Here is a 26,190-nt window from a genome sequence, read left to right on the forward strand (position 1 = left end):
CCGACCCGCAGCACCGCCGGGCGTGTCGCCGCGCCCACCACCGTGGACCTGGTCCGGACGGCCGGGCGGGGAGGTCAGTGCGGGTCGCGCGGTCCGACGTACTCGACGGGGAGTCCGGCACGCCGCCCGTCGCCGGCAGCCCGCGGCCCCGGCACGGTGACACCGCCGCTGCCGGCCGCGTCGTCCGGCCGAACCCCACCGGCGGCGGCGACGCCGGCCGGCGCCCCACCGCCGACAACGGCACCGGGGGCAGCGGCGTCGGGGACAGCGGCACCGCGGGCGGCGTCGGGGGCGGCCGGCACGGGTGGGGTACGGCGGCGGGGAGCGAGCCGGCGCATCATCGGCGTCTCCACGAAGCGGTGCAGGGCGGCGGCCAACGCCAGGTTCAGCACCAGGAAACCGAGCACGGCCAGTGGCCCCGACCAGCCGGGCAGCCCCACACCCCAGTGCCCGGTGAGCCGCAGCACCGTCATCATCACCAGCACGTGCACCAGGTAGAAGGCGAACGACACCTCACCGAGCCAGATGAGGGTGCGGTGCCGCCACGGCGACCAGCGGCCCTGCACGTCCGCGCGGGCCGCCGCCGGGATGACCAGGATGTACGCCACCGACAGCAGCGCCGCCCACATCTCGGCCGGAATCCAGTGCGCCGCCACCCAGACGACCACGAACAGCAGGCTGGCCAGCGGCAGGCCGGGCCCCCGCCAGTGGCCCCGGCGCAGCAGCTCGGCGGCGGCGACGCCCAGCCAGAACTCGGTGGAGCGGACCAGCGGGAAGACCTGGGTGAACCACCAGTTGCTGCCCTCGGGGAGCAGTTGCTGACCGGGCCAGAGCGCCAGGATGACCAGCGGCACCGCCACCACCACGGCCCAGAGCACGCCGGAGTGGGCCCGCCGGATCGCCGGCAGCACCAGCGGCAGGCAGAGATAGAAGAACAGCTCGCAGGACAGCGACCAGCTCACGTTGTTGATGCTGTAGAAATAGCCGGGGGTGGGGTCCCACGCCTGGACGAGGAAGAGGTTCTCCAGGGCGGCGCGCGGCACCACCGGGTCGGCGAACCACCACATCACCAGCAGCGCCGCCGCCCAGGTCAGCACGTGGTTGGGATAGATCTTGGCGAGCCGGCGACGCCAGAAGTCCCGCCGCCGGTCGCCGTCGCGGGCCGACCAGACCAGCACGAAGCCACTGAGGATGAAGAAGAACTGCACCCCGGACAGGCCCAGGGTGAACAGCCAGTCGACCACCGCCCTGGCGTCGGGCTGGGTGACGATCCGCATGGTGCCGACGTGGTAGCCGAAGACCAGCATGGCGGCGATCCACCGCAGCCCGGTCAGCGACGGCAGCCGGTTCAGCGCCGGGGACGCGGGGGTGGGCACGCTGGTCACCCGGGGCACCCTACCGGCACCACCCCACCGCGGGTGACGCGCCGGGGTGGTGCGGATGTGCGGAAGGTGTACGAAATCCCTCCACTGCCCTAACATCGCGGGACCCGTCGGTGTCGGCGCGCGCCCATGGGGCGGACCGGCGCGGCCCGTCGCAGGCACGCCCGGCGAACGAGGAACGGAGCAGAGTGTGCACCAGCGGATCCTGATGCGGGCCAAGAAGGACCCGTTCGACGTACGCGGCCCGGAGGAGGCATACGAGGGGAACTGGATCGGGGAGAACAACGGCAACCTGGTCTTCAGTCACGCCGCGCACAAGTTGCTGCGCACCTCCACCGCGCGGATCACGTCGACCGAGTTCAAGGTCGACCTGCGCGACGCCGACCGGATCAACGAGCAGTACGACGTGTACGTCATCCCGCTGGCCAACGCGTTCCGGCGCAGCTACGCCCACCGCATCGAGCTGATGACGAAGCTGGTCGAGCGGCTGCGGATCCCGGTGGTGGTGTTCGGGGTCGGCGTGCAGACCGACGTCACCGGAGACCGGGAGTACCTGCGTCCGATCGACGACGTGGTCAGCCGGTTCGTCCGGGCGGCGCTGGAGCGGGGGCCGAGCATCGGTGTGCGGGGGGAGATCACCGCGCGGTACCTGAACACGCTGGGCTTCTCCGCCGTCGACGTGATCGGCTGCCCGTCGATGTTCCTGCACGGTGACCGGTTCCGGGTGGAGAAGTCCGCGCCGGCCCTGCCGCCCGACGCCCGGGTGGCGCTGACCGTCTCCCCGTACGTCAAGTCGATGGCGAAGATCATCACCTCGCACCAGGCCCGCTACCCCAACCTGCGCTACCTCCCGCAGGACCTCAAGACGCTGGGCACCCTGCTCTACGGCGACGCCCCCGAGGACCGGGGCAAGACCAGCGCCATCCCGGTGCACACCTCGCACCCGCTGTTCACCGAGGACAAGGTGCGGATGTTCCTCGACCCGTGGACCTGGATGGACTATCTCGCCGGTTTCGACTTCGCGTTCGGCACCCGCATCCACGGCACCATCACCGCGCTGGTCTCCGGCACCCCCGGCTACCTGTTCGCGCACGACTCGCGCACCCTGGAACTGGCCAGGTACTTCGACATCCCGCACCGGCTGATGAAGGACGTGCCGGCCGACGTGGACGCCGCACAGCTCTATGCCGAGGCCGACTACACCGCCCTCAACACCGGGCACCGGGCCCGCTACGAGGTGCTGCGCGCGTTCCTCGCCCGGCACGACCTGGGCAACGCGTTCGACGACGGCGACAGCGCGGCCCGGTTCGACGCGCAGGTCCGCGAGACGGTGTTCCCCCCGGCGGTCCGGCCCGCCGGGGCCACCTCGCCCGAGGAACTGCTGGCCCGCATCCAGTGGCTGCGCGACCGTAACGCGGCGCTCGGCGACGACGTGCGGGAGCTGCGGGAACAGCGGCTGCGGGCCCGGGTCAAGCGGGCGGTCGGCGCACCGGTACGGCGGATGCTGAACCGTTAACCTGCCGCTCGGCCGCTGTTCAGCAGCTCCATCTCCGCCGGATACGTCACGTTCCGTGGCCGTCCATACCCGTGCACCAGGGTGGCGGGGTGGTCAACCAGCCCGCGCCCACCCCGCTGCTCAGCGTCGTCGTCCCCGTCCACGGGGTGGAGGCGTACCTGCACCAGTGCCTCGACTCGGTGCGCACGGACGTGCCGGCCGACGCGGCGGGCGCGGTCGAGATCGTCGCGGTCGACGACGCCTCGCCGGACCGGTGCGGTGAGCTGCTGCGCGCGTACGCGGCCGAGCATCCGGGCGTACGCACGATGCACCTGACCCGCAACGTCGGGTTGGGTCCCGCCCGCAACGCCGGCCTGGACGTGGCCACCGGGGAGTACGTCTGGTTCGTCGACAGCGACGACTGGTTGCCGCCGGGCACCATCGCGGCGGTGCTGGACCGGCTCCGGGCGCACCGCCCCGACGTGCTGATGCTCGACCACCTGCGGGTGAGCGAGGACGGCCGGCGGGAGGTGGACGCGAGCAGTCACCTGCTACGCGGCATCCCCGGGGTGGTCCGGCTGGCCGACCGACCCGGGCTGCTGCGGGTGCAGCACACCGCGTGGAACAAGGTGGTCCGCCGGGAGTTCATGGTCGACCTGGAACTGCGCTTCCACCCCGGCTGGTACGAGGACATCCCGTTCAGCAACCCGCTGCTCATCGGCGCGGAACGGATCTCCGTGCTGGACCGGGTCTGCTACCTCTACCGGCAGGGTCGGCAGGGCGCGATCACCTCCACCCGCAGCGGTCGCCACTTCGACGCCTTCGCCCAGTACGACAGGCTGTTCGACTGGGTCGCCCGCCGGTATCCCGACGAGCGGCTGCGCGGCGAGCTGTTCACTCTGATGATCAACCACATGCTGGTGGTGGTCGGCAACGACGGCCGGCTGCACCCGCACCTGCGCCGCGAGTTCTTCCACCGCATCGCCGCGCACCACCGCCGGCACCTGCCGCCGGGCGGCTACCCCCGGCCGGGCGGCGTGGCGGGGCTCAAGCACCGGCTGGTCGGCCGGGACGCCTACCTCGCGTACGCGGTGCTGCGCCAGGCGCACCGGCTGGCGGGGTGGTTGTGCCGCCCGGCCGCTGTGCCGCAACCGGTGCCGCCGGTCGTCGGGCCGTCCCACGACTCCCCCGCCGACCGGGACGCGCTCGCGGGTCGCGGCAGCCGGTGACCGGCCGGCGTCGGGGTGCCCGCCGGGACACGAGCAACGAGCACAGGAACAGGGGTCTCAGATGACGACGACAGTGAAGATCGGGCCGCACCTGGTGGGGGCCGGCGAGCAGCCGTTCGTGGTGGCGGAGATGTCCGGCAACCACAACGGTGACCTGGGGCGGGCCCTGGCGATCGTGGACGCGGTGGCGGCCAGCGGGGCGCACGCGCTGAAGTTGCAGACGTACCGGCCGGACACCATCACCATCGACGTGGACACCCCGGCGTTCCGCATCTCCGGCGGGCACGAGTTGTGGGGCGGGCAGAACCTCTACCGGCTCTACGAGCGGGCCCACACCCCGTACGAGTGGCACGGGCCGATCTTCGAACGGGCCCGGGAGCGGGGGCTGACCGTGTTCTCGTCCCCGTTCGACCCGTCGGCGGTGGAGCTGCTGGAGGGGCTGGACGTCCCGGCGTACAAGATCGCCTCGTCGGAGCTGGTCGACCTGCCGCTGATCCGGCTGGTCGCGGGCACCGGCAAGCCGCTGGTCATCTCCACCGGGATGGCCACCGTCGCCGAGATCGACGCTGCGGTGGGCACCGCCCGCGACGGCGGGGCCGGTGGCATCGTGCTGTTGGCCTGCACCGCCGCCTACCCGGCCCCACCGGCCGACAGCAACCTGCGCCGGATCCCGGTGCTGGCCGACGCCTTCGGGGTGCCGGTCGGCCTGTCCGACCACACCCCCGGCATCGGGGTGCCGGTGGCCTCGGTGGCGCTGGGCGCGTGCTTCATCGAGAAGCACGTCACCCTCGACCGGGGCGACGGCGGGGTCGACTCCGACTTCTCGCTGCACCCCGACGAGCTGGCCGCCCTGGTGGTCGAGTCGGCGCGGGCACACGCGGCGCTCGGCGGCACCGCCATCGGCCCGACCCCGGCCGAGCGGGAGGGGCTGCGGTTCCGCCGTTCCTTGTTCGTGGTGGCCGACGTCCGGGCCGGCGACGAGGTGACCGCAGCCAACGTCCGCTCGATCCGCCCGGCCGGCGGCCTGCCTCCGGTGGAGATCGCCCGGGTCCTCGGCCGCACCTTCACCACCGACGTCCCCCGCGGTACCCCGCTGAGCTGGGACCTCGTCTGACACCGCCCGCCTCCGCCCCGCGCCACCGCGCGGGGCGGGGGCGCGTTCAGGGGGCGAAGGCCACCGTGACCACCAGGTCGGCCAGGTGCAGGGTGCGCCACACCGCACGCGTGTGCGGGGGTACGGCCAGACCGTGCCGCCGCCACCAGGCGGCCACCGGTATCTCGGCCAGTTTGCACAGGCTCTCCGCCCGGGTCCAGCGGGCCCAGAAGTCGACCGGGCCGAAGCGGGCGGCCAACGCGGGCGGGACCTCGGCGGTGGCCCGTTCGGCGTCGATCGCCACCCGCCAACCTGGGGTGACCGGCCCGTACCAGCCGACGCAGCGCCCGTCGTCGAGATGGCTGCGGGTCACCGCGTACCGCAGCTCGGTGGGGGTGCCGACGCGCAGGTGCCGTTCGGCGGCGCCCAGCAGCGCCGGCACCGGTCGCAGCCCGACGTTTCCCGCCGGCCGGACCGGCGGGCCGACCGCGCGCCCCGCCTGCCCGCCCGGCCGGGTGCCCACCGACCCGACCGCACCCGAACCGGCCGACCCGGACCGGGCCGTCACGACACCGTCGCCCCGACCGCCGCCGGGCCGGTGGTCGGGGCAGGCACGGTCAGATCGAGGCAGCACCGTCGACCACGATGACCTGGCCGTTGATGTTGGTGTGCTCGCGCAGCAGCATCCGCACCACCGGTACCACCTCGGCGGGCTCGGTCAGATGCCCGGTCGGGGTGCGGCGGACGATCTGGTCGAGCTGGGTGCTGCCCAGCACGGCGGACATCTCCGAGGCGAAGAAGCCCGGCGCGACGGCGTTGACCAGCATCCGCCCGCCCAGCTCGCGGGCCAGCGACCGGGTCGCCGCGTCCATGCCGCCCTTGGTGGCCGAGTACGCCACCAGGCCGGGGAAGCCGCGCTGCGCGCAGATCGAGGTGACGTTCACGACCCGGCCGCGCCGGCCCTGCCCGAGCATCCGCCGGATCACCAGGCGGGTGAGCTGCAACGGCGCGGTCAGGTTGGTCTCGACGATCCGGGCGATGTCGGCGGTGGCGGTGTGCGTGTGCATCGAGTCCTGCCCGACGGCGGCGTTGTTGACCAGTCCGTCGATCGGACCGAACCGCGCCTCGACCGCCCGGACGAAGCCCTGCGCCGCCGCGAGGTCGGTGACGTCCACCGCGCCGACGTGCACCCGGTCGGGGTGCGCGTCGGCCAGCTTCTCCAGCTCGGGGGTGACGCTGCGGGCGAACGCGGCAACGGTGAGCCCGGCGTCGAGCAGGTCGGTGACGATGGCCAGGCCCAGCCCCCGGGACCCCCCGGAGACGAGGACCACGGTGCTGGGTGGGACGAGCGCGGAATCAGACATCGCTCTTCAGGGTCTCCTTGACGGGAATCTCGGTCAGTAGGCGGATGCGGCGGGGCACCGCGTACTCCGGGAGCCGCTCGGCGCACCAGCGCACCAGCGCACCCTCGTCGAGCAGGGATGCCCCGTCCGGTTGGCCGGCGTCGCCCGGCGCGGTGGTGGGGACGACCTCGGCGACCACCATCCGGCCGAGCACCGGCGCGCGGCGGCCGGTCACCCGGGCCCAGGCCACCTGAGGGTGGGCGGTGAGCACGTCGCGGACCAGCCCGGCGGAGACCTTGCTGCCGCCGACGTTGATCTCGTCGGAGTCCAACCGACCGGTGATCATGACCCGGCCCTCGACGATCTGCGCCCGGTCGCCGGTGCGGACCGGGCCGTCGTGCCCGACGCCGTGGTGCGGTGAGGCGACCACCAGTTCGCCGTCGCGCAGCGAGAGGGTGGGCCTACCGGGTACGGCCTGGTCGAGCCAGTCGACCGGGAAGCCGGCCCGGCCGTCGTGCACCACGATCGACGCGCCCACCTCGGAGGAGGCGTAGATCCAGGAGATCCGGGCGGCCGGGAAGAGCGCCCGGAGCCGGTCCAGGACGGTCTGGTCGACGGGTTCGCCGCCGAGGGTGAGTTGCCGCAGCGGCACCCGGGCCAGCGCCTCCGGGTCGCGGTGCAGGGTGCGCCGCCAGAAGGTCGGGGTGCCGGAGACGGCGTCCACCCCGTGCGCGGCGGCCAGCGCCGGCCAGTCGTCCAGCTCGTCCGGGTCGACCACCACCAGGTGCTGACCGGGCTGGGTCAGCGACAGGGTGACCACCTGCCACCAGGCATAACTGCCGGGAGCGTACGGGCAGAGCCAGGTCCGCTCCGGCTGGGCCGCCCGCACGGTGGTCAACGAGTCCAGGGTGTGCCCGACCCGCTTGGGCCGCCCGGTCGAGCCGGAGGTGAGCAGCCAGAGCCGGCCCGGCTCCGGCGACCGGGGGGTGGCCGGCGGCGTGGTCTGCGGCACCCCGTCGACGAGCAGGGTGACGGCGAACCCGGCGGCGCGCAGTTCGTCCCGCATCGTCGCGTCGACCCGGGTAGGGCCCGCGAGCAGCAGCTCGGTGCCGTAGCCGGCGTGGTGTCGGGCGACGGCGAGGGCGTCGGCGGCTCCGGCGGTGAGGACCGCACCGGGTGACGGCAGCGCCGGGGCGGGCAGGTCGCGCCAGCTCCGGGGCACCCCGGCGACGACGATGCGGTTGTCCAGCCCGGCCGGCGAGGTCGCGACGGTCACTGCCGTTGGAGTTCGGCGAGGAAGTCGAGGACGTCCCCGACGGTGGCGATCCGACGCAGCCCGGGGGCGTCGAAGTTCAGCTCCTCTCCGGTCTCGTCCTCCACCCGCAGCGCCAGCTCGGAAAAGTCCAGGGACCGGAAGCCGATCTCCCGCAGGTCGGCGGAGTCGTCGTCGGGCAACACCCTGCCCTGGTTCCGCACCACCTGCGCCATGAGGTCGCGGATCTGCGCGCGACTCAATTCGTTCATGCGTCGGAGTGTACAGCCCGACAATTACCTCGCCCATTTACCCGGGTAGGGTCGACCCGGGTCCACCAGGTGAATAAAAGGGGTACGAGTGTTGCGCGAGGCCACCACGGAAGACGTTAACCTGATGTTTTCCTGGCGTAATCAGGAAACCAACCGGCAGGTCAGCAAGACCAGTCACGAGATCACCCCCGCCGAGCACGCCGCGTGGTGGTCGCGGGTCCGCACCGACCCGGCCCGCCGCGTGCTGGTCTATCTCCACGACGACCTACCGGCGGGCGTGGTGACCTTCTTCGACCTGTGCTTGGACGGGCCGACCCGGTCCGGTGCCTGGGGTTTCTATCTGGATGCCGACGGGCTGGCCGAACGGGGGGCCACCCTGCCCGCCTGGCTGGGGGTGATGCGGGCGGCGGTGGACCACGCCTTCGACGTGCTCGCGCTGGACCGGCTCGACGGCGAGGTGTTGGCGCACAACACCGTCGTACGACAGATGAACCGTCGTTTCGGGTTCGTCGAGGGCACCGGGCGGCCCGAGACGGTCGACGGCCGGGAAATCACCGTCGTCCCCATTTCCCTGACCCGGGAAAATCGTCGCCGACGCTGATGTCGACAGGTGTCCGGGGACGATTCATCGACCGGCCATCCCCCGTTAACCGAATGGCGCGCACCGGGCGACGGCGGGAAACGCACACGACCGGGGCGGCACCGGATGGCGAAAGCGTGCGCCACCGCGACCCGGCACCGGGTGGCGGTGACGTGCGGGGACCACCCGGGTCAGCGGCGACGCCAGGCGGCCCAGTGCTGCGCCGGGTTACCCCCCAACCGGACGAAGCCGTACCGGGTGCCGTCCCAGTCGTCCGGCTCGCCGGGTGCCCACCGGACGAGGACGACGTCCGCGTCGGCCGGCGGGTTGTCCACGAACCACCGCACGTCGGCCCAGGTGACCTGGTGGCTGAGGTTGAACCGGAGCACCCACTGCACGCCGAGCGACGCCCAGACCCGGTCGCCGGGGCGTACCCCCAGGTCGGCCACCCGGGGGGTCGGGGCGGTCGCCGCGACCATCGGCCGGACCAGCCGGTCGGTGATCACCTGCATGGTGCCGATGTTCACCACCACCAGCGCGGCGAGCACCGGCACGCGCAGCCGGGGCGACCGCACGGCGGCGACCAGCAGCAGGCAGCCGGCCAGTCCGACGGCCGCGCCGGTGAACGGCCGGAACTCGCGCCAGCCCCCGGTCAGGGCCATCAGGTCCGGTGCGCCGAAGCCGCCGTAGCGCAGTTCGTGTCCCCGGCCGGCCACCCAGGCGAGCCGGGCGGCGATCAGCGTCGCCCCGGCCAGCAGCACCGCCGCCGCGACCGCCGCCCGCCGCCACCGCACCCGGGGCGTCGCGGTCACCAGCATCACCACCCCGACCAGCAGCCAGAACGGGGCGAGCATCTGCACGTAGCGGCCGTAGATGGCGTCCAGCGGTTTACCGGTGATGCCGGCCAGGATCACCGACGCTCCGGCGGCCACCCCGACGCTGGTCACCACCGCCACCCCGACCGTCCACCGGGTCGCCGCATCGTCCGCCGCCGACCCTGCTGCGACGGAGGTGCCGACCGTGGTCGCGGCCGGCGCGGAGGCCAGGACCGGGGCCGGAGCCGGCGCGGAGACCGGGACCGGGGCCGGAGCCGGCGCGGAGACCGGGACCGGGGCCGGAGCCGGAGCCGGCGCGGAGGACAGTGCCGAGGCCGGGGTGGAGGACAACGCGGCGGGACGGCGGAGCAGGAGGCGGACGGCGCCGGCCCAGGCGACACCGGCCAGGCCGAAGGTGATGACCACCAGGTACCAGAGTTGGGTGGCGACCGCCGCGCCGACCCGCAGCAGCCCCGGCCCGGAGGCGACCGCCCGGACGGTGCCGCCGCCGGGCGGGTCCCCGAGCAGGTAGACCCGGTCGCCGAGCAGCCGGATGACCGCCTCGTTGAGCAGGGCCAACGCCAGTACCGGCAGGACGGCGGCGAGCACCTGCGCCGGGCTGATCCGTCGCCGCAGCAACAGCAGCAGCACCAGACCGGCGTGCACCCCCACGATCACCAGGCCCCGCGAGTGCAGCAGGTGGAACACCCCGACCAGGGCACCGACCCCGGTGGCGGCCAGCGGGCCGGGTCGGCGTACCCAGTGGTGCACGGCGAGCAGCCAGGCCAGCACCAGCGGCGCCAGCACGGCGTCGATCATCGCCACGCCTGCGTAGAAGACGGTCGCCGGGAGGGTGGCCGCGACGGCGGCGGCGGCCAGGGCGACCGCGCGGCTCACCGGCACCAGCCGACGCACCAGCAGGTACGCCAGCGGCAGCACCGTCGCGTTCAGCACCGCGTTGATCAACTGCACCAGCCGGTAGCTGTCGGTGAAGTCCCGCTCCCCGAGGAACGCCGGGGAGATCAACAGCGGGTAGCCGACCCGCCGCAACGGCCCGTTCTCGCTACTGAAGCCGCCCGGCCCGCCGGCCAACGCGCGGGCGGTGTGCAGGTAGCTGTCCTCGTCGGTGTGGGCGATGGGCAGCGGCACGTGCCGGGACGACCACATCCGCCAGGCGACGCCCACCAGCCAGCCGACCACCAGCAGCACCGGCACCAGCCGACGGCCTCGACCGGCCGGCTGCCCGGGCGGGTCGGCGACCCGGGGTCCTACCTCGGTGACGGCCACCATCGTCGTCTCCTGCCTCGTCGGGGCACCCCCGTCGGCCCGCCCGGGACGCGCGACGGTCCCGGCCCGCAGGCCGGGCCGGGCGGGGCGGGTGCCCGACCGTGGGTGTCGGATGCGCCTGCGGCGGGGTGCCCACCGGCCGCGCCGGGCCACTGTAGTCAGCGACGTAGCCGCTGGTCAGCCGGCAGCAGCCGGGTCGGCAAGTGTTCGTCTGCCGGGGGTCCGGCATTCACGGGAGCAGCGCGGTGGGTTCACCCGGGGGCGTCGGGGTGTTAACCCGACCTGGTTAGCGTCCGTCCGGTCGCCTGGCCCGAGCCGGTGGCGCACCAACCACGAGCTGGGGAGCACCAAATTGAGTGAGTTGAATGGGTCCTCCATTCTGGTCACCGGCGGGACGGGGTCCTTCGGGAAGACGTTCCTCCGGCACGTCCTCGACGTGGCCGACCCGGCCCGGGTGGTGGTGTTCTCCCGCGACGAACTCAAGCAGTACGAGCTGCGCCAGCAACTCGGCGACGACCCCCGGCTGCGCTGGTTCATCGGTGACATCCGGGACCGGCACCGGCTCACCCGGGCCATGCACGGGGTGGACCACGTGGTGCACGCCGCCGCCCTCAAGCAGGTGGACACCGCCGAGTACAACCCGTCGGAGTTCATCGCCACCAACATCACCGGTTCGCAGCACGTGGTCGACGCGGCCATCGAGGCCGGCGTCAAGAAGGTCATCGCGCTCTCCACCGACAAGGCGTCCAGCCCGATCAACCTGTACGGCGCGACCAAGCTCGTCGGCGACAAGCTCTTCGTCTCGGCCAACCACTACGCCGCCCAGCACCCCACCCGGTTCGCCGTGGTCCGCTACGGCAACGTGGTGGGCAGCCGGGGTTCGGTGGTGCCGCTGTTCCGCCGGCTCGCCGCCGAAGGCAAGAGCCTGCCGATCACCGACAAGCGGATGACCAGGTTCTGGATCACCCTGGACCAGGCCGTGCAGTTCGTGCTGGACAGCTTCGACCAGATGCAGGGCGGGGAGCTGTTCGTGCCGCGTATCCCCAGCATGCGCATCCTCGACCTGGTCGAGGCGGTCGCCCCGGACGCCACCACCCATGAGATCGGCATCCGGCCCGGCGAGAAGCTGCACGAGGAGATGATCGCCCCGGACGACAGCCGCCGGACGCTGCGCGCGAAGGACCGGTTCATCGTCCAACCGACGATCGCCACCTGGGGTTACCGGCCGCCCGTCGACTGTGAGCCGGTGCCGGACGGGTTCGCCTACCAGTCCGACGGCAACGACGAGTGGTTGAGCGTCCGGCAGCTGCGCGACATGCTGGGCATCACGGCGTGACGGCGATGCTCCCGTACGGCCGGCAGTCGATCACCGACGACGACGTCGCCGCCGTGGTCGCCACCCTGCGCAGCGACTGGCTGACCACCGGCCCGCAGGTCGACGCGTTCGAGGCGGACCTCGCGGGCTGGACCGGCGGGGCCGGCTGCGCGGCGGTCGCCAACGGCACGGCCGCCCTGCACGTCGCCTACGCGGCGGCCGGGGTGGGACCCGGCGACGAGGTGGTGGTGCCGCCGATGACGTTCGTGGCGACGGCCAGCAGCGCGGTCGCCCTCGGCGCGCGGATCGTCTTCGCCGACGTCGAGGAGGAGACGTTCACCCTGGACCCGGCGGCGGCAGCCGCGGCGACCACCGCCCGGACGAAGGTCGTCGCCGCCGTCGACTACGCCGGCCACCCGGCCGACTACGACGCCCTGCGCACCGCCCTGACCGGCTCCGACGCGCTGCTGCTGGCCGATGCGGCGCACTCCATCGGGGCCACCTACCGGGGCCGGCCGGTCGGTTCACTGGCCGACCTGACCACCTTCTCGTTCTTCCCCACCAAGAACCTCACCACCGCCGAGGGCGGCGCGGTCGCCAGCCTCGACGCTGAGCTGCTGAAGCGGGCCCGCCGGTTCCGCAACATCGGGCTGGTCCGGGAACGCGCCGAGCTGCGCGCGCCGGACGAGGGCGGCTGGCACCAGGAGGTGCACTCCTTCGGGTTGAACTACCGGCTGCCGGACGTGCTCTGCGCGCTGGGCCGCAGCCAACTGCGCCGGCTCGGCGACTTCCTCGCCGCCCGCGCCCGGCTGGTGGCCCGCTACGACGAGGCGCTGGCCGACCTGGACGGGGTGCTCACCCCGACCCGCCGGCCGTGGGCCGCCCCCGCCTGGCACCTCTACCCGGTCCGGGTCCTCGACGGCCGCCGCCGCGAGGTTTACGACCGGATGCGCGCCGCCGGCATCGGCGTCCAGGTCAACTACCTGCCGGTGCACTGGCACCCGGCCTTCGCCGACCTCGGCTACCGGCGCGGGTCCTGCCCGGTGGCCGAGTCGTTCTACGCACAGCAGCTCTCGCTGCCGTTGTACCCGGGTCTCACCGACACCGACCAGGACCGGGTGATCGACGCGCTCGGCGCGGCGCTGCGCGGCGTCACCGCGCCCACCGCCGCCTGACCGGGGGAACCGATGCACCACGCGAACCACTTCTACGGGCACGCCCACGTGCTGGCCCGCTACTGCGGGCTGGGCGACGGCCACCCGCCCCGGATCAACGGGTACGTCCAGCACGGCTGGAACATCGGCGACGGCCTCGCTCCCGGCCACCCGTACGCCGAGCGCACCCCGAGCCTGCTCTGGTCGGAGCAGACCCGGCGGCGGGCCTGGTCGGTCGGGCGGCGCAACGTGGTGGTCACCGGTGCGCCCTTCGCGTACCTGCTCGACCTGCGCCGCGACGACCCGCCGCCGGCCGCCCGGGAAGGCACCATCTGGTACCCGTTCCACGGTTGGGAGGGCCAGCACGTCAAGGGCGACCACAAGGAGCTGATCGCCCGGATCAGGGACACCGAACCCGGCCCGGTCACCGTCTGCCTCTACTGGCACGAGTACGGCATGCGCCGGGTCCGCCGGCTCTACGAGAACGCCGGCTTCCGGGTGATCTGCCACGGCTACCGGGGCCACTGGTGGCGCGACACCGACCCGCTCTTCCTCGACAAGCAGCTCACCGAGCTGCGCCGGCACGCCCGGGTGGCATCCAACCGGCTGACCAGCGCCATCTTCTACGGCATCGCCGCCGGTTGTGAACCGGCCGTCTACGGCGACCCGATGATCCTGGCCAAGGAGGACCCCACCTTCGGCGGCACCGCCCGCATCCGCCGGCAGTGGCCGCAGCTGCACGGCGAGACGGTGGACCTGCCGACCGCCGTCGACATCGCCCGCGCCGAGCTGGGCACCGACCACCGCTGCACCCCCGCCGAGCTGCGTGAGCTGCTCGGCTGGGCGCATCCCGCAGGAGGCACGAGTTGACCACTGGAACCACCGCCCCCGTCGTCCTGCCCGGTGGGGAGATGCTGGCCTGGTCCGACCTGCCGGAGCAGCGGCTGGCCGACGGCGGTCCGCTGGGCGCGTTGGCCGCGCGGGTCGTACCGGCCGGGGCCCGGGTCCTGGTGGCCGGGCCGCACGATCCGGCGTTGCTGGACCGGCTCGCCCACGCGGAGGTCACCTGCCTGCTGCGCAGCCACCCCGACGCGGTGGTGTTGACCGACCGGGCGGCCCGGGTGATCGTCGGCGGGCCGGCCGGACTCGACCCGGCCGACACGTTCGACGTGGTGCTGGCCGGGGCCGGCCTGGACGCCGTCGAGTCGGTGGAGGGCGTCCGGCTGGGCTGGGCGGGGGTGCTGGCCCGGTTGGCCGCCGCACTGCGGCCCGGCGGCACGCTGCTGCTGCGCCTGGACAACCCGCTGGGGGTGTCCCGGCTGGTCGCCACCTCCCCCTGGTACGCCGACCGGGCCGACGCGGCGTGGAGCATCGGCGGGGTGCTGGACGCCGGCCGCCCGGCCAACCGGGAGCAGCTGCGGGACCGGCTCGCCGAGGTGGGCCTGACCGCCGACGCGAGCTACGCCGCGTACCCCGATCCGGGTGCCGCGACGGCGCTGGTCGGCACCGACGCGCTGGACCGGTCACCCACCTCGGGGTTGCTCGACGCGGTGCTGCATGGTGCCTGCGCCGGTGGGTTCGCCGGCGGCGCGGTGCTCCAGGACCCAGCCCGGCTGGCGGTCGACGCGCTGCACGCCGGGCTCGGCGCGACACTGGCCCCGGGCTGGCTGGTCGTGGCCCACCGGCCCGCCGACGACGACCGGTCCGCCCGCGCGGCGCTGCCGGTGGTGCTGGTGCAGACCGGCCCGCCGGGGATCGGGGTGGTCGAGGTGCACGACGGGGTCGCCGGCTGGCGCTGGGCCGTCACCGGCGGCGGGGCCGGCCGGACCCGGCCGGCGCCCTTCGCCAGCCGGGAGGCCGCCCACCGGGACCCGGCCGCGCTCACCGGGCCGGTGCCGCCGGGACGGCTGCTGCGGACCCTGCTGCTCGACGGCTGCCTGCGGCGCGACCTGGACGCCCTACGCCGGTTGCTGCGCGGCTACGCCGGGTGGCTCGCCGGGCAGGCCGACCCGGACGGACGGCTGACCGGCGCGGCGGCGCTGGCCGACCCCGACACCGTGGTCGTCGACGGGGACACCTTCGCGGTGCTCGACCCGAGCTGGCAGGCCAGCGAGCCGCTGCCCCTCGAGGTGGTGCTGGCCCGGGGGCTGTGGCGGTTCGCGGTCGCCCTGCTCACCGGAGGCTACGCCCACCCGTGGCCGTCCACCGTGGACGTCGCCGGGCTGACCGTGGTGCTCGGTGGAGTCGCCGGGCACGACCTGGACCGGGCCACCGTGGACGCGGCCGTGCAGACCGAGGCGGCGGTCACCGCCGCCCTGCGCGGCCTGGACACCGACGGGCGCGGGGCGCTCGCCACCGAACTGCGTGCGGTCACCCCCACCGACCCGCCCGCCGGGCCGCGCAGCTACCAGCAGATGCGGGAAGCCTGGGTACGCCAGCGGGAGGAGCTGACCCGGCTGGCGGCCCTGCTGAAGTGGACCGAGGAGCTGCTCACCTCGCGGGAACGGGCGCTACGTCGCGCCGACGCCACGATCAACCTGCTCAGTGGCTCGCTCAGCTACCGGGTGGGCCGGCTGGCCATCACCCCCGCCCGGCTGGCCAAGCGGGGTGCCCGGGCGGCGAAACGGCGGGCCCGTGAGGCGCTCGGCCCCAAACCGCCGGAGGAGCAGCAGTGACCGCCCCGCACACCCCTCCGCCATGCCGGCCCGGCGGCGCCGGCGTCCCGACGACGGGCCGGCCCGGCCACGCCGACCTCGTCGGACCCGACGCGGTCGCACCGGTCGGCTCCGACCTGCGGATCGTCGGGATCGTGCAGGCCCGGATGGGCTCGTCGCGGCTACCCGGCAAGGTGCTGCGTCCGCTGGCCGGGCGCAGCGTCCTCGGCCGGGTGGTCCGGGCCGCCCGGGACAGCGGGGTCCTCGCCGACCTGGTGGTCGCCACCAGTGTCGACCCGGTCGACGACGCGGTGGTCGCCGAGTGCGCGCGGCTCGACGTGCCGGTGCACCGGGGACCGGTGGACGACGTGCTGAGCCGGTTCGTCGGCGCGCTCGACGCCCACCCCGGCGACGCCGTCATGCGGTTCACCGCGGACTGCCCGCTGCTCGACCCGGAGATCGTCTCCCTGGTGGCGGCGGTCTACCGGGCCGTCCCCGGGCTCGACTACGCCAGCACCTCGATCGCCCGTACCCTGCCCCGGGGGTTGGACGTGGAGATCATCCGGGCGGACGCGCTGCGTACCCTGGACCGGCTCGCCGTCGAGCACCACCGGGTGCACGTCACCTCCTGGGCGTACGCCCATCCGGAGCTGTTCCGGGTGCTCGGGGTGACCCTCACCCCGGACCGGTCGACGCTGCGGCTCACCCTCGACACCGACCAGGACTGGGCGCTGGTCAGCGCGGTCGTCGACCACTTCGGCGACGTCAGCGTGCCGCTGGCGAAACTCGCCGACTGGTTGGACGGGCGGCCCGACCTGCGTACCCTCAACTCCTCGGTACGCCAGAAGCGGCTGGAGGAGTCCTGAAGCCACCACGGATCGGGTTGCGCTGCGACGCCGGCCCGCGTACCGGCGTCGGGCACCTGGTGCGCTGCCTGGCCCTCGGCGAGGAGTTCCTGGCCCGGGGTGCCCGGGTCGAGCTGTTCGGGACCGTCGAGCGGGTCGGTTGGGCCGCCGACCGACTGACCGCGCGCGGCATCCCGGTCCACCCCGGTCCGGGCACCCCCGCCGGGCTGGTCGAGGCGGCCCGCGCGCACGCCCTGGACGCGCTGGTGCTCGACTCGTACGAGCTGGACCCGGCGGGGGCCGGGGCGCTGCGGGCGGCCGGCGTGGTCACCCTGGCCATCGTCGACGGCGACACCCGGGGCCAGGACGCCGACCTCTACCTGGACCAGAACTTCGGCGCGGACACCGCCGGCACGCACGGCACCGGCGGCACGGGCACCGGCGGCGGCCGGTTGCTGGCCGGGGTGCGGTACGCGCTGCTGCGCGACGCGGTGACCGCCGTCCGGCCGCCGGCCCCACCGCCGGCCACCCCGACGGACCGACCCCGGGTGCTGGCCTTCTTCGGCGGCACCGACGCCGTCGGGGCGGCCCCGGTGCTGGCCCGGGTGCTGCTCGGCACCGGCCACCCGATGGAGCTGACCGTGGTGGTCGGGCGGCCGGAGATCGAGGCCGAGCTGACGCGGGTCGCCACCGGGCGGGGGCAGTCGCTGCACCTCCTCGCGCCCACCGACACGTTGCCCGCGCTGATCGGCGCGGCCGACCTGGTGGTCAGCGCCGCCGGCACCTCCACCTGGGAACTCTGCTGTCTGGGTGCGCCCGCCGCGCTGGTCTGCGTGGTGGACAACCAGCGTGACGCGTACCGCCGGGTGGTGGCGCACCGGCTCGCCGCCGGCCTCGGTGAACTGCCGGACCTGGTCGCGCCGGGGCTGGCCGGTCGGGCCGCACGGGCCGACGCGGGCCGCACGCTGCGCGCCCTGCTGGCGTCCCCGCAGCGTCGGGCGGCGCTCGCGGCCCGCGCCTGGGCCACCGTCGACGGGCGCGGCCGGGCCCGGGTGGCCGACGCCGTCCTCACCCGGATCGCCGATCGTACGGGTGTACTAAACCCCTGATAGGGTGCCGGGTATGTCGCAGGCCGCCTACCAACCGTCGATGCTCGACCTCACCGACGCCGGCCCGACACTGACCCCGCTGGCCGGGCTGCGCCGCCGGGTGCTCACCCGGGGCGCCTGGGTCGACCACCTGCCAGGCTGGGTGCACGGCTCCGACACGGTCCTCGACGCCCTGCGCACCGGGGTCCCCTGGCGGGCCGAACGCCGCACCATGTACGACACCGAGGTCGACGTCCCCCGCCTGCTCTGCTGGTACGGCCCCGACCGCCCGCTGCCGCACCCGCTGCTCACCGCGGCCCGCACGGCGCTGAGCCGGCACTACGCCGCCGAGCTGGGCGAGCCGTTCGTCACCGCCGGCATGTGCCTCTACCGCGACGGGCGGGACAGCGTCGCCTGGCACGGCGACACCATCGGCCGCTCCGCGCACACCGACACGATGGTGGCGATCGTGTCCTTCGGCTCGCCCCGCCCGCTGCTGCTGCGCCCCCGGGGCGGCGGCGACACGCTACGTTTCCCGCTCGGCCACGGCGACCTGGTGGTGATGGGCGGTTCCTGCCAGCGCACCTGGGAGCACGCCGTGCCCAAGACCACCCGCCCGGTCGGCCCCCGGGTCAGCGTCCAGTTCCGCCCGGTCGACGTCGCCTGACGCCGACCGGGCGACCGGCCGTCAGCCCTCACGACGGCCGGGCCGGACTCAGTCGCGTTCGATGAGGTGCCCGACGACGGTCGGGCCGAGCATGACGGCGAAGCCGGACCCGTCGCGGCGCGGATCGGCCGGCGGCAGCTCCACCGGGTCACCGGTCGCCGTCGCGCCCACCGGCCGCGCCCCGATCCAGGCCACCACCAGGTCCGTCTCCCCCTTGAGGAAGCGCTGCGCCCGCACCCCGGCGGTCGCCCTGCCCTTCGCCGGGTACGACGCGAACGGCGTCACCTTGACCGTGGCCCCGGTGGAGGTGACCACCATCGGCTCCCCGTGCGCGGCGTCGTCGGTGCGGATCGCGCCGAAGAACACCACCCGGGCACCCGCCGGCAGGTTGATCCCGGCCATCCCGCCGCCCTTGGGCCCCTGCGGGCGGATCAGCGTGGCGGCGAACCGCAGCAGGGCCGCCTCGCTGGTGACGAAGGCCAGGGTCTCGGTGTCGTCGGCCAGCCAGGTCGCCCCCACCACCTCGTCGCCCGTGCGCAACGAGATCACCTCGAACTCGTCCGAGCGGACCGGCCACTCCGGGGCGCAGACCTTGACCACGCCCTGCCGGGTGCCCAGCGCCAGCCCCGGGGAGCCCTGCGCGGTGGGGCCGAGCGGGGCCAGACCGATCACCGTCTCCCCTGCCGCCAGCGGAACGATCTCGGCGGCGGCCATGCCACCGCGCAGCGACACCGTGCCGGCCTGCTCGGGCAGCACCGGCAGCGGCAACACGTCGACCTTGAAGGCCCGGCCGGCGCTGGTGACCAGGAGCACCCGCCCCCGGGCCGTGGTGTGCACGACGGCGCGTACGGTGTCGTGTTTGACCCGGCCGTTGCGGCGACGCCCCTCGGACGCCTCCTCCGACTCGGCGGCCGTGCGGGCGACCAGCCCGGTCGCCGAGAGGATCACCTGACACGGGTCGTCGGCCACCTCCAACGGCCCGGCCGGCACCGACGCGGCGAGCACCTCCTTGAGGTCACCGTCGACCAGGGTGGTCCGCCGCGCCCCGGAGAACTGCTTCACCACGGCGGCCAACTCGTCGGAGACGACCTTGCGCAGCACCTTCGGGTCGTCGAGGATCTTGGACAGCTCGGCGATCTCCCCGCGCAGCTTGTCCTGTTCGGCCTCCAGCTCGATCCGGTCGTACTTGGTCAACCGGCGCAGCGGGGTGTCGAGGATGTAGGTCGCCTGGATCTCGGAGAGCTTGAACTTCTGCATCAGGCCGTCCTTGGCGGCCTGGGCGTCCTCGCTGGCCCGGATCAGCTTGACCACCCGGTCGATGTCGAGCAGTGCGACCAGCAGTCCGTCGACCAGGTGCAGCCGCTCCTGGCGCTTACGCCGCCGGTACGCGCTGCGCCGGGTCACCACCTCGTAGCGGTGGGCCAGGAACACCTCCAGCAGCGCCTTCAACCCCAGGGTGCGCGGCTGGCCGTCGACCAGCACCAGGTTGTTGATGCCGAAGGACTGCTCCAGCGGGGTGAGCCGGTAGAGGTCGGCCAGCAACGCCTGCGGGTTGACCCCGACCTTGCACTCGACGACCAGCCGGGTGCCGCTCTCCCGGTCGGTGAGGTCCTTGACGTCGGCGATGCCGGTGAGCCGCTTGGTCTTGTTCACCTCGTTGGTGATCGCCGCGATGACCTTCTCCGCGCCGACGCCGTAGGGCAACTCGACCACGGTGATCGCCTGCCGCCCCCGGCTGCCCTCCAGCGGGCCGATCTCGACCCGGCCGCGCATCCGCACCACGCCGCGCCCGGTCTCGTACGCCCGGCGCACCTCGTCCAGGCCGAGCAGCAGACCGCCGGTGGGCAGGTCGGGGCCGGGGACGAACTCCATCAACCGGTCGAGGTCGGCGTCCGGGTGGTTGATCAGCCAGCGGGCGGCGGAGACCACCTCGCCGAGGTGGTGCGGGATCATGTTGGTCGCCATCCCGACCGCGATCCCGGACGCGCCGTTGACCAGCAGGTTGGGGAAGGCGGCGGGCAGCACGGTCGGCTGGGTCAGCGAGCCGTCGTAGTTGGGTTCGACGTCGACGGTGTCCTCGCCCAGCTCACCGACGAGCAGCATCGCCTCCCGGGAGAGGCGGGCCTCGGTGTAGCGCGCGGCGGCCGGACCGTCGTCCGGGGAACCGAAGTTGCCGTGCCCGTCGATCAGCGGGGTGTTCAGGGAGAAGTCCTGGGCGAGCCGGACCATGGCGTCGTAGATCGCCGTGTCGCCGTGCGGATGGTACTTGCCCATCACATCCCCGACGATCCGGGCGGACTTCACGTGCCCCCGGTCGGGGCGGTGGCCCTGCTCGTGCATCGACCACAGGATGCGGCGGTGCACCGGCTTGAGGCCGTCGCGGGCGTCGGGCAGGGCGCGGGAGTGGATGACCGAGAAGGCGTACTCCAGGTAGGAGTCGGAGACCTCGGTGACCAGCGGGTTGTCGAAGACCCGCGCGCCGGCCTGGTCGAAGGCGGACAGGTCCACCTTGGCGCGGTCGTCCTTACGGCGTGCCATCGTTCAGCTCTCTTCCGGGGGTACGGCGGCCACGGTGCTGGTCATGCGTCGATCGCGTCCCGGTCGACCCGGTCGGAGGAGTCGATGAGCCAGTTGCGGCGCGGCTCGACCTTCTCGCCCATCAGCAGTTCGAGGATGCGCTCGGCGGCGTCGACGTCGTCGAGGGTGATCCGGCGGACCGCCCGGGTGGCGGGATTCATCGTGGTGTCCCACAACTCGTCGGCGTCCATCTCACCGAGGCCCTTGAAGCGCGGGATCGGGGTGACGATCTGCTTGCCGGCCTTCTCCAGCTTGCGGACCGTCGCCTCCATCTCGGCCTGGGTGTAGGTGTAGGTGGTCTGCGGGGTGCGCCCCTTGGTGGTGATCTTGTGTAGCGGTGGCATCGCGGCGTAGAGCCGGCCGGCCTCGATCAGCGGTCGCATGTAGCGGGCGAAGAGGGTGATCAGCAGGGTCCGGATGTGCGCGCCGTCCACGTCGGCGTCCGCCATGATCAGCACTCGGCCGTAGCGCAACGAGGACAGGTCGAAGGTACGCCCCGAGCCGGCCCCGAGCACCTGCACGATCGCCGCGCACTCGGCGTTGTCGAGCACCTGCTGGAGGTTGGCCTTCTGCACGTTGAGGATCTTGCCGCGAATCGGCAGCAGCGCCTGGTATTCCGAGGTACGAGCGACCCGTGCGCTGTTGTGGACGAAGATCCCAGCTTCGAGGGCGAAATTGTGGTAACCGTCGACGGTCAGGTCGTAGACGTCCGCTGTCTCGTCAAGCGGCTCGACCGACACGACACGGTGGTTCACCAGATTGACCGCCTCCCGGAGGCGGGCGTAGTCGCCGTCGTAGAACGCCAGGAGTCGATCGAACCGGAGTCCCGTGCGTGCGGACGTCAGACGGTCGGCTTCGTACGCCGCAGCAAGCTCCGTATCCGGTAGCACCAGCAGCGGAGCGAGCCGCTTGAGCGCGGCCCGCCGCCTGCCCTCCTGTTGGCGACCGACCCGCTCGCTCTTCGGCACGTTGGCCACGTAGGCAGCCCGACCGGCCTGCGCCTGGGCAAGGTGACCGGTGTCCGGGTCTGCCAACCGCTGCTTCATCAAGCGTGAGTGACGGGCCCCGAATTCGGGGTTCTCCTCGTGCCACGCCCGCACCGCGTTGCGCTGGCGCTCCCGCTCGGCAGGATCACTGAACTGTTCGACGGTCTTTCGCGACCGCCAGGCACGCAGTTCGGAGTTGTCCCACTGCCGTACCGAACGCTCCCGCCAGGCGGAACGACGAGCAGGGTCCGCGAAATAGTTCCGGACGCGCTCCGCAGCGGCCTCACGGTGCTCGGGCTGTGACCAGTACTGGGCCTGCCGGTCCCGCATCCGGTCGGCGTAGGCGGCCTTTTCCTCGTCACTGAGCGCGTCGTACCAGTCCTGAAAGCCCTTGTTCAGCTTGGCTCGGAATTCGGGTGACTCGTTGAGCGCGAACAGCCGGGCGAGGCACGCCTCACGGAATGCGGGATCGCGCCACTGCGCGCTGAGCATGGCCGACTTGAACTCCCGGCCGCCGTTGGCAAACCACTCCCGCCAGCCCGCGTGGACGTGTTCGCCCATCATCGCGGCGTGCAGTGCCGAGTGGTCGGCCCAGGTCATCCGTCGGATGTTTCGCGGATCGTTGTTGCGCTTGTTGATGTCGATGTGGTGACGGACGTTGCCGCTGGTGGCGCTGTCGCGACCGTGACGAAGATTCCAGGCGTCCGCGAGGTAGTGGGTGTAGACCCACTCCTCCCGGTCGTTCATCCAGATCCGCTCGTACCCGTTCAGCTTGTGCCCCTCGGCCTTACTGGAAATGCTCCGGTACAGAGGCATCAGTGAGTCACCGGGGGTCAGGGCATCGGCCCGTCGGTAGGAACCGTCGCGCAGCCGGAAAAGGTGATCCGGAGTGCAACGCACCGACGCGCCGTTGTCGAGCTGCACCTGGACCAGCCGGGCAGCTCTCTTGGTGAGACGTGGCTCCACCAGCGGAGCAACCACCACGCGCCCCGCCTTGTTGGTGGTGTAGCCGAAATGGGTCACTCCCCGCTGCCAGTCCGCCGCCAGATCGGCAAAGGACCGAGCCTCGCCGGAGGCGAGCGCGACCATGGTGTCGCCGGTAAAACACCCCAGGGCGCTGTCCCCCTCCACGATGAACAGCTCGCTGCGGTCCACCCCGGTCGCGCGGCAGTCGACCAGTTTGGCGGGCATCGACGCGCCCTCCAGGGCGGTCTTGCGCCGGGCGGCGTCCTTCTGCTGCTTCTGGGTCAGCCGCACCCGGGCCGCGTCGACGATCTTCTGGAGCACCGTGCGCGCCTCGGCCTTGCTGCGCTTGTCCTCCAGCCACGCCTTGACGTGCTGCTCGACCAGGGTCTGGAGGACCTTGGTGATGCCGGCGGTGGAGAGCTCGTCCTTGGTCTGCGAGGTGAACTGCGGCTCGGGGATGCGGACGTGCAGCACCGCCGTCATCCCCTCCAGGACGTCGTCCAGGGTGGGCGGGTCCTCCTTGGGCTTGAGCAGCCCCCGGGTGTTGCGGACGGCATCGGCCAGGGCCCGGGTCAGCGCCCGCTCGAACCCCTTGCGGTGGGTGCCGCCGTGGGCGTTGCGGATGGTGTTGGTGAAGCACTCGACGGTGCGCTCGTAGCCGGTGCCCCACCGGAAGGCGATCTCCACCTCGGCCCGGCGCTGCACGTTGGACTGCATCACGCCGTTGGCGTCGGCGGCGTTCTCCCGGTAGCTCCCCTCGCCGGTGACCAGCAGGGTGCCGGAGACCGGGCGGTCGCCGGCCGGGGCCAGGAACTCCACCATGTCGGTGAGCCCGTTGGGGAAGTGGAAGCGCTCCTCGACCGGCTCCTCGGCGGTCTCGTCGCGCAGCCGGTAGTCGACCCCGGGGACCAGGAAGGCGGTGTTGCGCAGCTTCATCCGGACGGCCTCGACGTCGAGGCGGGCGCCGGTCTCGAAGTAGCGGGCGTCGTGCCAGTAGCGGATCGAGGTGCCGGTGCGCTGGCCGCGCTTCATCGACCCGACGACCTGGAGGCCGGGCCCGGCGGTGAACGGGGCGTCCGGGCCGTCACCGGCGAAGACCCCGGGCACGCCGTGCCGGAACGACATCGCGTGCACCTTGCCGCCGCGTCGGACGGTCACGTCGAACCGGCGGGACAGCGCGTTGACCGCGGAGGCACCCACGCCGTGCAGGCCACCTGAGGTCTTGTAACCGGAGCCGCCGAACTTGCCACCGGCGTGCAGCCGGGTGAGCACCAGCTCGACCCCGGAGATGCCGGACTTGGCGTGCACGTCGGTGGGGATGCCCCGGCCGTCGTCGTCGACCTGCACCGAGCCGTCGGCGTGCAGGATCACCTCGACGGTACGGGCATGACCGGCGACACCCTCGTCGGTGGAGTTGTCGAGGATCTCGTTGACGAGGTGACCCACGCCACGACTGTCGGTGGAGCCGATGTACATGCCGGGACGCTTGCGGACGGCGTCCAGGCCCTCCAGGTGGGTGAGGTCGTCTGCCCCGTAGAGGGTCTCAGGCTGTGCGGTCAACTGGTCGTACTCCCCGGTCTCGGCGGTGTGGTGCCGCTCACCGTCTCGATCTCTCCACGCGCGGCGTGCCGCAGCGAGCGTAGCCGTACGCCCCGACAGCGGCGTGCAGCCCCACGTCGGACGGCGTCGCGCGTCTGCCGGGCACAACGCCGCCGACCGTCGGGGCCTTCCCCGGCCGGGTGGACGGGACCCGGAAACGACCATTTCCGTGATTCGACGATCATGTTAAGAGGCATTGACGCCCATCTCGCCAAGTGATCTGATCCGGCCCAGCAGGATCTTTCACATTTGCATGGACAGATGGGGGACGTCATGTCCAGGTTCCGTCGGAGCGCCCTCGCGGCGCTCCTCACCGTCGCCACGGCCGCCCTGCCGGTCGCCGTCGGCTCCGCCGCACCGGCCGCCGCCGCCCTGCCCACCGCCGCCGTCGCCCTCGGCGACAGCTTCATCAGTGGCGAGGGTGCCGGGGCGTACGCGCCGGTGACCGACCTCAACGGGGTGGCCCAGCCCTTCCCGGGCTGGTCGGCACCGAACAACAACGCCTACTTCTGCCACCGATCACCCAACGCCTCACTGTTCAAGGCGGACCTGCCGGGGATCACCGACCGGTTCAACCTGGCCTGCTCCGGCGGCCAGCCGTACGACATCGCCAACGCCTCGGCCAGCCGGACCAAGGGCCGGCAGGTCGCCGCCCAGCTCGACCAGTTGCGCGCGGTCGGGCAGACCCACGACATCGACCTGGTGCTGGTCGGCCTCGGCTCCAACAACAGCTCGTTCACGTTCGGCAGCGTCGCCGAGAAGTGCGCGAACCGGTTCATCGCCGACGCCTGGACCGGGTGGTGGGAGTTCTGGGCGTACCTGGGCGGACCGGTGGAGCAGGAGCCGTGCTCGGACGCCGACCTGGCCACCTCCGCCCAGGTCGCCGCCGCGACGGCGGAGACGACGGCGGCGGTCCGGCAGATCCTCACCACGCTGGACCAGATCGACGCCGACGGCCAGCACCGGATCGTCTTCCAGGACTACACCAACCCGCTGCCGCCGGAGCTGGCCTCGACCTACTGGGAGGAGGACAGCCGGGACGACACCCGGGACAAGTTCCGCGACCTGGGTGCCGAGCGGTACGCCGCCGGTTGCCCGATCCACCGGGCCAGCCTCGCCCCCGGCCAGCGTTTCTCGCAGGGCCTGGGCACCCTGGTCAGCTCGGTGCGCAGCACGCTGTCCGCCGAGTTCCCCTCCGCCGACCTGGTCTACCTCAACGTACAGCGGGCCTTTGACGGGGCCCGGCTGTGCGAGTCGGCGGGCAGCCCCGGCAACGCGCTGGCCACCCCGATCCGACTCCAGGACGGCACCTCGGGAGTCTTCGTGACCAGCCTGTCCGGCTACGACAAGCTGGACATCCAGCGGATCGCGAACACCTGCGGGACGTACTTCCAGACCTGCCAGGAGTCCTGGCACCCGAGCGCGGCCGGGCACCAGGTGCTGGGTCGGTGCCTGACCGGCGCGGCGGCGACGGCGGCCCGTACGGTCGCCTGCGTCCGGTCGACGGACGGCACGGTCCAGGTCAGCTGAACCGGCGGCCGGTGGGAGCGGGCGGTCGAGCCGCTCCCACCGGCCACACCGCCCGCACCGC

The 26,190-nt window shown here is 73.1% G+C and carries 19 protein-coding genes and 3 pseudogenes; 12 read left to right on the plus strand and 10 right to left on the minus strand.

Annotated features, from left to right (window positions below):
• Positions 1-74: 74 nt before the first annotated feature.
• On the minus strand, positions 75-1,385 hold the full coding sequence (locus tag AB0C22_RS18440; RefSeq protein ID WP_357536073.1) for an acyltransferase: 1,311 nt from the start codon (positions 1,383-1,385) through the stop codon (positions 75-77).
• 187 nt (positions 1,386-1,572) lie between these two features.
• Between AB0C22_RS18440 and AB0C22_RS18445 the strand changes: the two genes are divergently transcribed.
• From AB0C22_RS18445 to pseI, 3 genes are all read left to right on the plus strand, one after another.
• Positions 1,573-2,898: a polysaccharide pyruvyl transferase family protein gene (locus AB0C22_RS18445; RefSeq protein WP_219469234.1), complete on the plus strand. Its 1,326-nt coding sequence runs from the start codon at positions 1,573-1,575 to the stop codon at positions 2,896-2,898.
• A gap of 89 nt (positions 2,899-2,987) precedes the next feature.
• Positions 2,988-4,106 (plus strand): glycosyltransferase, encoded by a 1,119-nt coding sequence (locus AB0C22_RS18450; protein ID WP_219469231.1) that lies wholly within the window; start codon positions 2,988-2,990, stop codon positions 4,104-4,106.
• A 61-nt stretch (positions 4,107-4,167) separates the two neighbouring features.
• Complete coding sequence (gene pseI, locus AB0C22_RS18455) at positions 4,168-5,220, plus strand: pseudaminic acid synthase (RefSeq protein ID WP_219469228.1); 1,053 nt, start codon at positions 4,168-4,170, stop codon at positions 5,218-5,220.
• 46 nt (positions 5,221-5,266) lie between these two features.
• Here pseI and AB0C22_RS18460 read toward each other — a convergent pair whose 3' ends face one another.
• The 4 genes from AB0C22_RS18460 to AB0C22_RS18475 all read right to left on the minus strand — a co-directional run bounded on the left by AB0C22_RS18460 (position 5,267) and on the right by AB0C22_RS18475 (position 8,066).
• Complete coding sequence (locus AB0C22_RS18460; protein ID WP_357536076.1) at positions 5,267-5,722, minus strand: hypothetical protein; 456 nt, start codon at positions 5,720-5,722, stop codon at positions 5,267-5,269.
• 94 nt (positions 5,723-5,816) lie between these two features.
• Positions 5,817-6,563, minus strand: a complete 747-nt coding sequence (locus tag AB0C22_RS18465) for an SDR family NAD(P)-dependent oxidoreductase (RefSeq protein ID WP_208569046.1) — start codon at positions 6,561-6,563, stop codon at positions 5,817-5,819.
• On the minus strand, positions 6,556-7,818 hold the full coding sequence (locus tag AB0C22_RS18470; protein WP_357536079.1) for an AMP-binding protein: 1,263 nt from the start codon (positions 7,816-7,818) through the stop codon (positions 6,556-6,558). The genes AB0C22_RS18465 and AB0C22_RS18470 overlap by 8 nt, the downstream gene beginning before the upstream one ends.
• Positions 7,815-8,066: an acyl carrier protein gene (locus AB0C22_RS18475; protein WP_244252945.1), complete on the minus strand. Its 252-nt coding sequence runs from the start codon at positions 8,064-8,066 to the stop codon at positions 7,815-7,817. Before AB0C22_RS18475 ends, AB0C22_RS18470 begins: the two co-directional genes overlap by 4 nt.
• Before the next feature lie 88 nt (positions 8,067-8,154).
• Between AB0C22_RS18475 and AB0C22_RS18480 the strand changes: the two genes are divergently transcribed.
• The gene (locus AB0C22_RS18480) at positions 8,155-8,667 is read left to right on the plus strand and encodes a GNAT family N-acetyltransferase (RefSeq protein WP_357536081.1); all 513 of its coding nucleotides are present in this window, start codon (positions 8,155-8,157) and stop codon (positions 8,665-8,667) included.
• Positions 8,668-8,837: 170 nt separating this feature from the next.
• On the opposite strand, the gene AB0C22_RS18485 is transcribed toward AB0C22_RS18480, so the two are convergent.
• Positions 8,838-10,751 carry a hypothetical protein gene (locus AB0C22_RS18485; RefSeq protein ID WP_357536083.1) on the minus strand — a complete coding sequence of 638 codons (1,914 nt, stop codon included), beginning with the start codon at positions 10,749-10,751 and terminating at the stop codon, positions 8,838-8,840.
• Positions 10,752-11,100: 349 nt separating this feature from the next.
• Here AB0C22_RS18485 and pseB point away from each other — a divergent pair, with 349 nt between their 5' ends.
• The 7 genes from pseB to AB0C22_RS18520 all read left to right on the plus strand — a co-directional run bounded on the left by pseB (position 11,101) and on the right by AB0C22_RS18520 (position 18,471).
• A complete protein-coding gene (gene pseB / locus AB0C22_RS18490; protein ID WP_219469218.1) occupies positions 11,101-12,084 on the plus strand; it encodes a UDP-N-acetylglucosamine 4,6-dehydratase (inverting) in 984 nt (327 codons plus the stop codon).
• On the plus strand, positions 12,081-13,238 hold the full coding sequence (locus AB0C22_RS18495; protein WP_219469216.1) for an aminotransferase class I/II-fold pyridoxal phosphate-dependent enzyme: 1,158 nt from the start codon (positions 12,081-12,083) through the stop codon (positions 13,236-13,238). Before pseB ends, AB0C22_RS18495 begins: the two co-directional genes overlap by 4 nt.
• A 12-nt stretch (positions 13,239-13,250) precedes the next feature.
• Positions 13,251-14,087: a hypothetical protein gene (locus tag AB0C22_RS18500; protein WP_219469212.1), complete on the plus strand. Its 837-nt coding sequence runs from the start codon at positions 13,251-13,253 to the stop codon at positions 14,085-14,087.
• A gap of 41 nt (positions 14,088-14,128) precedes the next feature.
• Positions 14,129-15,892: a class I SAM-dependent methyltransferase gene (locus AB0C22_RS18505; RefSeq protein ID WP_357536118.1), complete on the plus strand. Its 1,764-nt coding sequence runs from the start codon at positions 14,129-14,131 to the stop codon at positions 15,890-15,892.
• 116 nt (positions 15,893-16,008) lie between these two features.
• The gene (locus AB0C22_RS18510) at positions 16,009-16,737 is read left to right on the plus strand and encodes a glycosyltransferase family protein (protein WP_219470838.1); all 729 of its coding nucleotides are present in this window, start codon (positions 16,009-16,011) and stop codon (positions 16,735-16,737) included.
• The gene (locus AB0C22_RS18515; RefSeq protein ID WP_357536120.1) at positions 16,734-17,825 is read left to right on the plus strand and encodes a spore coat protein; all 1,092 of its coding nucleotides are present in this window, start codon (positions 16,734-16,736) and stop codon (positions 17,823-17,825) included. Before AB0C22_RS18510 ends, AB0C22_RS18515 begins: the two co-directional genes overlap by 4 nt.
• Before the next feature lie 13 nt (positions 17,826-17,838).
• On the plus strand, positions 17,839-18,471 hold the full coding sequence (locus tag AB0C22_RS18520; RefSeq protein ID WP_219469209.1) for an alpha-ketoglutarate-dependent dioxygenase AlkB: 633 nt from the start codon (positions 17,839-17,841) through the stop codon (positions 18,469-18,471).
• Positions 18,472-18,519: 48 nt separating this feature from the next.
• Here AB0C22_RS18520 and AB0C22_RS18525 read toward each other — a convergent pair whose 3' ends face one another.
• The 4 genes and pseudogenes from AB0C22_RS18525 to AB0C22_RS18540 form a co-directional block, all read right to left on the minus strand.
• Entirely contained in the window at positions 18,520-21,009 is a 2,490-nt protein-coding gene (locus AB0C22_RS18525) for a DNA topoisomerase IV subunit A (protein WP_357536086.1), read from the minus strand.
• A 41-nt stretch (positions 21,010-21,050) separates the two neighbouring features.
• A pseudogene (locus tag AB0C22_RS18530) lies at positions 21,051-21,689 on the minus strand (toprim domain-containing protein); the annotation flags it as partial.
• A gap of 6 nt (positions 21,690-21,695) precedes the next feature.
• Positions 21,696-23,165, minus strand: a pseudogene (locus tag AB0C22_RS18535) (DNA topoisomerase); the annotation flags it as partial.
• A pseudogene (locus tag AB0C22_RS18540) lies at positions 23,142-24,659 on the minus strand (ATP-binding protein); the annotation flags it as partial. The pseudogenes AB0C22_RS18535 and AB0C22_RS18540, both read right to left, overlap by 24 nt.
• A 213-nt stretch (positions 24,660-24,872) precedes the next feature.
• Between AB0C22_RS18540 and AB0C22_RS18545 the strand changes: the two are divergent.
• On the plus strand, positions 24,873-26,129 hold the full coding sequence (locus tag AB0C22_RS18545; protein ID WP_219469200.1) for a hypothetical protein: 1,257 nt from the start codon (positions 24,873-24,875) through the stop codon (positions 26,127-26,129).
• The last annotated feature ends 61 nt before the right edge of the window (positions 26,130-26,190 follow it).

Source organism: Micromonospora sp. NPDC048894 (genome assembly GCF_040649765.1).
Taxonomy (GTDB): domain Bacteria; phylum Actinomycetota; class Actinomycetes; order Mycobacteriales; family Micromonosporaceae; genus Micromonospora; species Micromonospora antibiotica.